Origin of the sequence: Vannielia litorea (assembly GCF_018424695.1) — a bacterium.
In the GTDB taxonomy this organism is placed as follows: Bacteria; Pseudomonadota; Alphaproteobacteria; order Rhodobacterales; family Rhodobacteraceae; genus Vannielia; species Vannielia litorea_A.
Genome location: NZ_QTNQ01000116.1, coordinates 1 through 9,381 on the forward strand (window position 1 = coordinate 1; position 9,381 = coordinate 9,381).

Consider the following 9,381-nt stretch of genomic DNA (forward strand, 5'->3'; position numbering starts at 1 on the left):
GGGGCTACGTCGATAGGAGACAGAATGGTTGGGGGGCGCATGGCGTTTTTCAGGAAGCTCAAGGACAAGCTGTTCAAGTCCAGCTCGAAGCTGGACGAGGGGCTCGAGGCGATCGTGGCCGATGGCGGCGAGGAAGAGGCCGTTGAGGAGGTGGAGGCTGTCGAAGCCGGGGCGCTGGTGACCGAAGCTGCGGTGGCCGAGCCGGGCGCATCTTCAGAGCCGGTGCCGGGTGCGCCGGAGGTGCCGCCTGCGCCGGAGCCGGAGCCGGAGCCGGAGCCTGACCTGCCGCCCGCGCCGCTGCCGGACCCCGAGCCGGATCTGCCACCGGCGCCGGAGCCCGAGGTGCCGCCTGGGCCCGCGCCCGAACCGGAGATTCCCGAGCCGGACCTGCCCGCGCCCGGGGTGCCGCAGCCGGAGCCTGATCTGCCGCCGATCCCGGTGCCGCCAGTGCCGCGGGCCGAAGGTGCGCCGGCGAAGCGCCCCGGGTTCATCGGGCGGATGCTGGGGCGTGGTGAGGGCCCTGTCATGCGGCGGGTGCTGGATGACGACATGCTGGAGAGCCTCGAGGAGCTGCTGATTGCCTCCGACATGGGCGTGGACACCGCGCTGCGGGTGACGGCGAACATGGCCGAGGGGCGCTATGGGCGGAAGGTTTCGACCGCAGAGATCAAGCAGTTCCTCGCCGATGAGATCACCCGCATCATGGAGCCGGTGGCCCGGCCCATGCCGCTTTATCCCACGCGACCGCAGGTGGTGCTGGTGGTGGGCGTGAATGGCTCGGGCAAGACCACGACCATCGGCAAGCTGGCCTCGCAGTTCAAGGCCGCGGGCAAGAAGGTGGTGATCGCGGCGGGCGATACCTTCCGCGCGGCGGCGGTTGAGCAGTTGCAGGTGTGGGGGCAGCGCGCCGGTGTGCCGGTGATGACCGCGCCCGAGGGGAGTGACCCGGCGAGCCTTGCCTTCGATGCGATGACCAAGGCGCAGGCGGATGGTGCGGACCTGCTGATGATCGATACCGCAGGGCGGCTTCAGAACCGGGCGGATCTGATGGAAGAGCTCTCCAAGATCGTCCGCGTTATCAAGAAGAAAGACCCGGATGCGCCACACAACACGCTGTTGGTGCTGGATGCGACGACGGGGCAGAACGCGCTGAGCCAGGTAGAGACGTTCCAGAAGATGGCGGATGTCAGCGGGTTAGTGATGACCAAGCTCGATGGCACGGCGAAGGGCGGCGTGCTGGTGGCGCTGGCCGACAAGTTTGGCCTGCCGATCCATGCGATAGGCGTGGGCGAGAAGATCGATGATCTTGATGCCTTTGACCCGAAGGACTTTGCCGAGGCACTGACGGGCGCCGGGGCATGATCCGGGCGGTGGCGCTTGCGCTGGCGCTTGTGGCTGCACCGGCAGGGGCGCAGACCTATGACATAATGAATGCGGAGGCCTGCGAGGGATTGCTTCAGCGGGTGGATGTGCTGGGCATGGGCGGGGTCGTGGAGATGGGCGGTGTGCGCCCCTATCAGAACGGCTGCGCCTACACCGATCTGCGGATCTCGACCGGGGTGGGCGCGCTGGGCTACCGCGTGCCGCGGGCGGAGCTGCACATCGGCGGGCTGGAGCGGCTCGACTACGGGCTGCCGCCGCTGGCGGTGAAGCTGGAGGTGCGCGGCGCGCATCCGGTGTTCACCGTGCCGGGAGACATCCTGACGAGCTGGTTGCTGACCGAGCAGGTGAAGGTGGGCGAGGGCATGGACCTCTCGGCGCACCTATGGTGGGACCGGGAGAGCCGCTGGGTGGTGATCGAAGAGGTGCGCTGGGACTTTCCGGGCGAGAACGGGCTGCGGATGACGGGGCTGATCGAGGGGGTGGACCTGAGCGATGCGGTTGCGATGCAGCAGTCGGCGCTGACCACCCGGCTCACCGCGCTGGAGCTGGAGATGGAGAGCAACGGGATTTTCGAACATCTGTTTCTGGTGCCGCTCGGGCAGATGCTGCTGGTGCCGGTGCCGGAGACGGTCGAGGACGGCGAGCAGGAGGTGCCGCAGCCGGAGGCACAGGTGCTGGCGCTGAAGAAGGCGGCGGTCGAGGCGTTGCACGGATTGCCGGAGGCGCGGTTCGAGCCGGGCGCGCGGGATGCGGTGGAGACCTTCATCGCGGAGTTGCCCCACCCAGAGGGGCGCATGGTGCTGCGGCTCAATGCACCGAAGGGGCTGGGCATGGCCCAGCTTGGGCCGCTGGCGCTGGGCGCGCCGGTAACGCCCGAGGCGCTAGCGGCGGTGCTGGAGGGTGTGACCATCGGGGCCAGTTACGCGCGCGAGTAGGCAGAAGCCGCGACGCAGCGCAGCCTGCCGCTCAGGACCTCTCTTCGCTGGTCTGCACCACGCGCTTCAAGATCCACAGCACGGCCACGGTGAGGGCGGTGGCCATGGCGGCGAGGGGCATCTGGCCCGCGCCGCAGGCCAGCCCGATGCCGCCCGCGAGCCACATCGAGGCGCCGGTGGTGGTGTTCTTCACCGTGTCGCCCTTGGTGAAGATGATCCCGGCCGCCAAGAAGGCGACGCCCGCCGTGACCGCCTCGACCAGCCGCAGGGGATCGACCTTCATGCTGTCTTTCGGGCCGAAGGAGAGCTGCGAGAGTTGTTGGCTCACGACGATGAATAGGCAGGCGGCGAGGGCGACGAGGATATGGGTGCGCAGGCCGGCGGGTTTGGAGCGCCATTCGCGCTCCAGCCCGATCAGCCCGCCCAGCACCGCCGCCGCGAGCAGGCGGATGAAGGCGGTGAGCGGCGGCACGGCTGCGAAGGTGCCTTTGAGTTCGTTTGCGATCTGGTCCATGCGATCCCCCGTTTGGCGGCTCAACCCGGGGCGGGGGCGGGCGGTTCCGGCGGGGCGATTGCCAACGCCGGGCCTTGGGATAGTCTGAGTGGAAACCTCAGGGAGTCGCTCACATGAAATACGCCGCCGCCGCCGTCTTTGCCTCGCTCTTCGTCACCCCGGTGATCGCGCAGGATCTGCCCGATCTTCAGGGCCGGGAGATCACCGTGGTCACCGAAAACGCCTATCCGCCGCTGCAATACATGGCCGATGGCGAAGCGGTGGGCTGGGAGTATGACGCGATGGCCGAGATCGCGAGCCGGATCAACATGACCGTGGCCTACGAGAACATCAGCTGGGATGCGATGATCCCCGCCGTCTCGGAGGGGCAGTATGACATGGGGATGACCGGGATCACCATTCGCGATGATCGCAAGGAGATGGTGGATTTCTCCGATGCCTACATGCGCTCGGAGATGGTGATGCTGGTCAGGGGTGACGAAGAGAGGTTTGCCGATGCCGCCGGGTTCGCCGCTGACGACGACCTGCTCGTGGCCGCCCAGCCCGGCACAACGCCCTTTTATGTCGCCGTCTACGACGTGCTAGATGGCGATGAGGCCAACCCGCGGGTGAAGCTCTTCGAGACCTTCGGCGCGGGGGTGCAGGCGCTGCGGGCGGGGGATGTGGACCTTGTGCTGACCGATGGCACGGCGGGCGAGGGCTATGTGGCGGCCTCCGATGGCGCGCTGAAGATCGTGGGAGAGAAGCTGGGGACGGAGGACTTTGGCTTCATCTTCCCCAAGGGCTCTGACCTCGTTGAGCCGATCAATGCCGCGATTGCCGCGATGCAGGCGGATGGCACGATGGATGCGCTGAACAAGAAGTGGTTTCTCGACACCAAGCTCGGCGAGTGAGGCAGCGCCCCGGCGAAAACGACTTTCCGTGGTGGCTGGTGATCCTGGCCGCCACGGGGGCGGTTCTGTTCTGGCGGGTGGTCGCGGACGAGCTTTATTCCGACGTGCTGGCGACCCTGAGCAACGGCGTGGCGATTACGGTTTTCGTGACCCTCGTGGGCTTTACGCTGGCGGTGCTGCTGGGGCTGCTGGTGGCCATCGCCTCACTGTCGCGCTGGCTGGTCGCCCGGCAGATGGCGCGGCTTTACGTGGAGATCGTGCGGGGCGTGCCGATATTGGTGCTGTTGCTCTACGTCGCCTTCGTGGTGGCGCCTGCGCTTGTTGTTGCGTTGAACTGGGTGCTGACCTCGCTGGGGGGCGAGGGGATTAGGACGCGGGATTTCTCTCTGCTGTGGCGGGCGATTTTTGCACTCACCATCGGCTACTCGGCCTTCATTGCAGAGGTGTTCCGGGCCGGGCTGCTCTCGGTGCCGGAGGGGCAGATCGAGGCGGCGGAGGCTTTGGGGCTTTCGCCGTGGCAGAGGTTTCGGCTGGTCCGGCTGCCGCAGGCGCTGCGGGTGATCCTGCCGCCGCTGGGCAATGACTTCATCGCGATGATCAAGGATTCGAGCCTCGTGTCGGTGCTCGGGGTGACGGACATCACCCAGCTCGGCAAGGTGACCTCGGCGGGGAACTTCCGGTATTTCGAGACCTATAACGTGGTGGCGCTGTTGTATCTGGTGATGACAGTGACGCTTTCGCTGGCGCTGAGGCGGCTGGAGAAGCGGTTGGGGGCGGGGCGGTAGGCGGGTGCCGGGGCGAGTGCCGGGTCGCGAGCTAGAGACTGTCGCCCGTCCGGCTCAAGCCTCTGCCAGTGCCTGCTTTACGATTTCATCATAGATCGGAAAGTATTTTCTGACGAAATTGGCGAAGCGGACTTGAATTGCGTCAGCGTATTCCTCCGGTTTTGTATCCGTATTGAGCGCCTTGGTGTAGTCCCCAGCCGTTCGTAAGTTTTCGGAGGTTAGGTGCTTCCATTTCGCGGGCAGGTGTTCTGTACGCCTGCCGATCTTGATCTCACCCTTATTCACGCGGTCAAGCACACCTTGGTAGAGGCGGGAGCGAACGCTTTCATCTCCCGGACCTATGACGAAACCAACCCGTGTTTCAGTGCCGCCACGATCATAGAGTTCGAGCGCCATGATCGGCGCTCCTTCGATCCAGCTTTCATCACCACATCGGAAAGCGTCGCTCTTGAGCCAGGTCTGCGGGACGTATCGAAGGTTGCGCCGTGCAGAAGTGACGTGTTTCAATGCGAGGTCTGAGACTCCCTGCGCCTGTACGATCTGGTCGCCCCTGCTCTCCAGCAATGCAAATGAATCTCCCTGCAAATCGGGCCGATACCTGACTAATTGCTCCAAGGCCTCGCGATGGCGCTTCCACAGTTGCGCGGCGAGTTCGGATACTTCCGGATCGTCCATGAGGTGTCTCCTTAACATGCTCCAATAGGCTTTCAGAAGATCGGCACCTTCGCCCTCTGCTCTGTCGGCCTTGGCTCTCTGGATCAATCGTTCGGCGAGATCGGGAAGTGAAACCGGAACCCAGTCCTCATTGCCTTGGCTCGGGTCTCTGCCGTCCGGGGTCAGGAAGACAAAGGCGTGCACCCATTCGTCGGCGGGGTAATCGGCTTTTACTGTTTCCCGGTAAACTTTGAGTTGTCCGTCTTTCTCCCCGGCATCGACTTTCATCTCGATTGCCACAATCAGCCCGCGCCCGTTCGCATTGCCACGGCCCGCCGGAATCTTAAGAAGCAGGTCGATGCGTTTGCGCTCTCTCAGGATCTCCGCATTGGAGAAATCGAGGAAATAGACTGTCTGAAATGCAAGAGGGGATTCCGATCTGCCATCATTTTCGCTGAAGAGATAGATCAGTTCTTCCAGCATGCTGATGCCCAGATTGTGCGGGCGGTTCGGGTCAAGCAGGAATGCAAGGAAGTGGGCATGGCGGATTTCCTGGCGGACCATGCCGATTGCCTCGAAGGGGCAAAAGGCACTGAGCCGGGCTTCGAAGTCGCGAAACATTGCGGCGTCTGGACCCATAAAAATGCGTTGGAGGCTCTCGACTGTAAGCGGGGTGGCGGCGTCGTAGTCTGCTTCCATCTTGGTCCCCTCGGTAATTCTCTTGCGGATCTGAACGGTTGCATGGCGCAGTGGTGAGAGCAAGCCGGGCGGCCCTGGTGGCAGCGTTGTCGGGCAAGTTCCCGAGCTACTGGACCATCCCGGCGGGCGATTATATGCCCTGCGCATGAGTTCGTGGATCATCTCACTGGAAGGCACCGAGGCGGGGCATGTGGCGGCCTTGGGGCTGGCGCTTATGGCGGCCTTCCTCCACGCCGTCTTCGGTGCGCTCCAGAAAGGGCGGCATGACCCGTGGATGAGCCGGGGGGCGATCGACTTCTGCTACGGGGTGATGGCCGCGCCCTTCGCTCTCTTCGTGGTGCCCTGGCCCGAGCCGCATATGTGGGTGATCTTCGCCGGGGCATGGGCGATTCACGTTGGCTACAAGATCGCGCAGGGGATGACCTATACGCGGGGGGCTTACACGGTGGTGTACCCGGTGGTCAGGGGCACCGGGCCGCTCTTTGCCGTGATCGGGGCGGGGCTGCTCTTTGGCGAGCATTTCACCCCCGGTCAATGGCTTGGGGTCGCGGTACTGCTCATGGGCATCTACGGGCTGGCGGCCTATAACCTGCGGACCATCACCTTGCAGCGCGACACGATGGTGGCGGCGCTGGGGCTGGCGGTGCTGACGGGGATGTTCGTGGCGCTCTACACCACCTATGACGCCTATGGCATCCGGGCCACGGCGGACCCGTTCACCTTTCTGGCGTGGTTCTTCTTCATCGACGGGCTGGGCTTTGCGCCATGGATGGCGCTTTGGCGTTACCGGCGGATGGAGACCCCGCCGACTCTGGGGCCGCTCTTTGCGCGCGGGGTGATCGGTGGGCTGGTGGCCTTCTTCTCCTTCGGGGCGATCATGCTTGCGACCCGGCTCGACAAGGTGGGCGAGGCGGCGGTGCTGCGGGAGACTTCTACCGTCTTCGCCGCCCTGATCGGGTGGCTGCTGCTCGGCGAGCGGGTCGGGCCGCGACGTTTGGCCCTCATGGGGTTGATCGCAGCGGGGGCGGTGATAGTTGAGGTGGCGGGTTAACGCGGAGAGAGAGAGCATGGCCGAGAAACAGGTGCCCGGATGGGTGAAGACGGCGCTGGAGTTTGGCCCGGTGCTGGGCTTCTTCGTGGCCTTCTTCCTGCTGAAGGGCGAAAGCTACGTGCTCTTCGGCCACGAGGTGAAGACCTTCACCTACATCACCTTCTGGTTCGTCATCGCCATGGTGATCTGCATGGGCGCGCTCTGGGCGCTGACCGGGAGCTTGAGCCGGATGCAGGTGATGACGCTGGTGCTGGTGGTCTTCATGGGCGGGCTGACGGTGGTGCTGGATAACGACCTGTTTCTGAAGCTGAAGCCGACGATCCTTTATGCGCTCTTCGCGGGCATTTTGGCGATCGGGCTGGCGCGGGGGCAGAGCTACCTCGCCCGGCTGATGGAGGGGCTCTTGCCGATGACCCATGAGGGCTGGATGATTTTGACCAAGCGCTTCGTGATCTTCTTCGCGGTGCTGGCGGTGGCGAATGCGGTGATCGCCTTCGCGCTCTCCAGCGGCGTGTGGGTGACGGTGAAGACCTTCGGCCTGCCTGCGGCGCTCTTCGTCTTCATGATCGCGCAATACAAGCTGATCGAGGAGCATGGCACCGGGGAAGAGAAGGCCGGGAAGTAGCGCTTTCGCGCCTCGGGCGGCGGAGGCAGCCATGGACTTCTGGATCGTGGCCGCGCTGGCGGCCTTCATGATGGGGCTCTCGAAGGGCGGGGTGCCGATGTTGGCGATGCTCTCGGTGCCGCTGATGTCGCTCTTCATGGACCCGGCGCTGGCGGCGGGGCTGCTGCTGCCGCTCTACATCGTGGCCGACTGGTATGCGGTTTACCTGTTCCGCCGGGCGTTTTCGGTGCGGCTCCTGAAGATCATGCTGCCGGGTGCGGTGGCGGGGATCGTGGCGGCCTTCTTTGCGGTGTCGGTGGTGCCCGGCGATGCGATCAAGCTGCTGGTGGCGGGGATCGGGATTTACTACCTCGTCGGCTCGGTGCGGGGGCGATTTGCCCGCAGCGCGCCACCGCCGCGGGAGGCCGACGTGCCGCGGGGCGTGTTTTGGGGCACGCTGGCGGGGTTCACCAGCTATATTTCTCACGCTGGGGGGCCGCCGTTTCAGGCCTATGTGCTGCCGCAGAAACTCGACAAGATGGTCTATCTCGGGACGGTCACGATCTTCTTTTCGGTGGTCAACCTGCTGAAGGTGCCGCCCTACGTGATGGCCGGGCAGATCACCGGCGCAAGCCTTGGCGAGGCCGTCTGGCTGGCGCCCTTTGCCCTGGCCGGGGCCTGGAGCGGCTCACGAGTGGCACGGTGGCTGCCGGAGAAGGTGTTTTACCTGCTGGTGGAGGTGGCGCTGGCGGTGGTGTCTGGGAAGCTGGTTTGGGAGGTTTTGGTGGGGTGAGAGGTTGTGGGCCGGTGCGCGGTGAGGCCGGCGGTGCTCCAAAGAGATTCGAGGCCTCCGGCGGGAGATATTTGGAGCAAGAAAATGGACAATTTGAATCGAATTGTTTCGACTCCCGCTCATTTTCTTGCTGAAAATACTCCGACCCGACTTGGCAATCTAGGCACCGGTGAGACTCCGGGCGCAGGTCTTGCCGGAGGCGGACCATGGAGGGGAATGCGCCGCAGGCGCGCTTCTGGATTACCGCTTCCCGAACAGCACCTTCTGGGCGTCCTTGTTGTCCTGCAGGTTGTTGCGTTTCTCCGCCGCAAGCGCCTTGCCCTTCTGCACTGCTTCGCGCTCTCCCACGAGGTCGAGCCAGCGGGAGAAGTGGGGTTTGTCGGAGATGTCCTGTTGCTGGCCTTCCCAGAGGATCGCCCAGGGCCAGATGGCCATGTCGGCGATGGAGTAGTTGGAGCCGGCGACGTATTCGTTTTGCGCCAGCCGCTTGTCGAGCACGCCGTGGAGGCGGTTCACCTCGTTGCGGTAGCGGTCCTTGGCGTAGGGCAGGTCGTTGGGCGGGTCCATCGAGGGGGCGTATTTGAGGAAGTGGTGGGCCTGGCCGGCCATCGGGCCGAGGCCGCCCATCTGCCACATCAGCCATTCTTCCACCGCGATGCGCTCGCGTTCGGTGGTGCCGTAGAAGCTGCCGGTCTTGCGGGCGAGATACATCAGGATCGCGGCGCTTTCGAAGACCGAGATCGGCTGGTCGCCCGGCCCGTCAGGGTCGACGATGGCGGGCATGCGGTTGTTGGGTGAGATGGCGAGGAACTCGGGTTTGAACTGGTCGCCTGCGCCGATGTTCACGAGATGGGTTTCGTAGGGCAGGCCCATCTCTTCGAGCGCGATGGAAATCTTCCAGCCGTTGGGCGTGGGCCAGTAGTAGAGGTCGATCGGGGGCATGGGGCTCTCCTGCTGCGGTCAGGCCTCAGGATGGCGTGCGATTTCCCTGTGGCAAGGCGAAACCTGCGAGGCGGGCGAGATTTGCGGTCAGAGGCCGGGGTGCGGGCGCGGGCAGGGTGGCGTTGAGG

Annotated in this window: 10 protein-coding genes; 7 read left to right on the top strand and 3 right to left on the bottom strand. The window is 64.7% G+C overall.

Annotated elements, in window-relative coordinates; all coding sequences use genetic code 11:
* The first annotated feature begins 39 nt into the window (after window positions 1-39).
* Both ftsY and DYI42_RS21960 read left to right on the top strand, forming a co-directional pair.
* Window positions 40-1,362 (top strand): signal recognition particle-docking protein FtsY, encoded by a 1,323-nt coding sequence (gene ftsY / locus DYI42_RS21955; protein ID WP_213549016.1) that lies wholly within the window; start codon window positions 40-42, stop codon window positions 1,360-1,362.
* Entirely contained in the window at window positions 1,359-2,318 is a 960-nt protein-coding gene (locus tag DYI42_RS21960; RefSeq protein ID WP_213549003.1) for a hypothetical protein, read from the top strand. Before ftsY ends, DYI42_RS21960 begins: the two co-directional genes overlap by 4 nt.
* 31 nt (window positions 2,319-2,349) lie before the next feature.
* Here DYI42_RS21960 and DYI42_RS21965 read toward each other — a convergent pair whose 3' ends face one another.
* Window positions 2,350-2,832, bottom strand: coding sequence for an MgtC/SapB family protein (locus DYI42_RS21965; RefSeq protein WP_213549004.1), 483 nt, complete (start codon window positions 2,830-2,832; stop codon window positions 2,350-2,352).
* A gap of 113 nt (window positions 2,833-2,945) precedes the next feature.
* Here DYI42_RS21965 and DYI42_RS21970 point away from each other — a divergent pair, with 113 nt between their 5' ends.
* Both DYI42_RS21970 and DYI42_RS21975 read left to right on the top strand, forming a co-directional pair.
* Complete coding sequence (locus DYI42_RS21970) at window positions 2,946-3,725, top strand: transporter substrate-binding domain-containing protein (protein ID WP_213549005.1); 780 nt, start codon at window positions 2,946-2,948, stop codon at window positions 3,723-3,725.
* Window positions 3,722-4,510: an amino acid ABC transporter permease gene (locus tag DYI42_RS21975; protein ID WP_213549006.1), complete on the top strand. Its 789-nt coding sequence runs from the start codon at window positions 3,722-3,724 to the stop codon at window positions 4,508-4,510. Before DYI42_RS21970 ends, DYI42_RS21975 begins: the two co-directional genes overlap by 4 nt.
* A gap of 54 nt (window positions 4,511-4,564) precedes the next feature.
* Here DYI42_RS21975 and DYI42_RS21980 read toward each other — a convergent pair whose 3' ends face one another.
* Entirely contained in the window at window positions 4,565-5,863 is a 1,299-nt protein-coding gene (locus DYI42_RS21980) for a PD-(D/E)XK nuclease family protein (protein WP_213549007.1), read from the bottom strand.
* Between the two features lie 145 nt (window positions 5,864-6,008).
* Between DYI42_RS21980 and DYI42_RS21985 the strand changes: the two genes are divergently transcribed.
* From DYI42_RS21985 to DYI42_RS21995, 3 genes are read left to right on the top strand one after another with little or no spacing between them, the layout of a single operon-like run.
* Window positions 6,009-6,914: a DMT family transporter gene (locus DYI42_RS21985; protein WP_213549008.1), complete on the top strand. Its 906-nt coding sequence runs from the start codon at window positions 6,009-6,011 to the stop codon at window positions 6,912-6,914.
* Between the two features lie 16 nt (window positions 6,915-6,930).
* Complete coding sequence (locus tag DYI42_RS21990) at window positions 6,931-7,539, top strand: inner membrane-spanning protein YciB (RefSeq protein ID WP_213549010.1); 609 nt, start codon at window positions 6,931-6,933, stop codon at window positions 7,537-7,539.
* 31 nt (window positions 7,540-7,570) lie between these two features.
* Window positions 7,571-8,311 carry a sulfite exporter TauE/SafE family protein gene (locus DYI42_RS21995; protein ID WP_213549012.1) on the top strand — a complete coding sequence of 247 codons (741 nt, stop codon included), beginning with the start codon at window positions 7,571-7,573 and terminating at the stop codon, window positions 8,309-8,311.
* 240 nt (window positions 8,312-8,551) lie between these two features.
* Here the strand turns inward: DYI42_RS21995 and DYI42_RS22000 are convergent, their stop codons facing one another.
* Window positions 8,552-9,253, bottom strand: a complete 702-nt coding sequence (locus tag DYI42_RS22000; protein WP_213549014.1) for a glutathione S-transferase N-terminal domain-containing protein — start codon at window positions 9,251-9,253, stop codon at window positions 8,552-8,554.
* Window positions 9,254-9,381: the final 128 nt, after the last annotated feature.

Excerpts from the sequence above, each read along its gene's own strand:
- ftsY (WP_213549016.1), top strand. The coding sequence starts at position 40 with ATGGCGTTTTTCAGGAAGCTCAAGGACAAGCTGTTCAAGTCCAGCTCG.
- DYI42_RS21960 (WP_213549003.1), top strand. The coding sequence starts at position 1,359 with ATGATCCGGGCGGTGGCGCTTGCGCTGGCGCTTGTGGCTGCACCGGCA.
- DYI42_RS21965 (WP_213549004.1), bottom strand. The coding sequence starts at position 2,832 with ATGGACCAGATCGCAAACGAACTCAAAGGCACCTTCGCAGCCGTGCCG.
- DYI42_RS21970 (WP_213549005.1), top strand. The coding sequence starts at position 2,946 with ATGAAATACGCCGCCGCCGCCGTCTTTGCCTCGCTCTTCGTCACCCCG.
- DYI42_RS21980 (WP_213549007.1), bottom strand. The coding sequence starts at position 5,863 with ATGGAAGCAGACTACGACGCCGCCACCCCGCTTACAGTCGAGAGCCTC.
- DYI42_RS21985 (WP_213549008.1), top strand. The coding sequence starts at position 6,009 with ATGAGTTCGTGGATCATCTCACTGGAAGGCACCGAGGCGGGGCATGTG.
- DYI42_RS21990 (WP_213549010.1), top strand. The coding sequence starts at position 6,931 with ATGGCCGAGAAACAGGTGCCCGGATGGGTGAAGACGGCGCTGGAGTTT.
- DYI42_RS21995 (WP_213549012.1), top strand. The coding sequence starts at position 7,571 with ATGGACTTCTGGATCGTGGCCGCGCTGGCGGCCTTCATGATGGGGCTC.
- DYI42_RS22000 (WP_213549014.1), bottom strand. The coding sequence starts at position 9,253 with ATGCCCCCGATCGACCTCTACTACTGGCCCACGCCCAACGGCTGGAAG.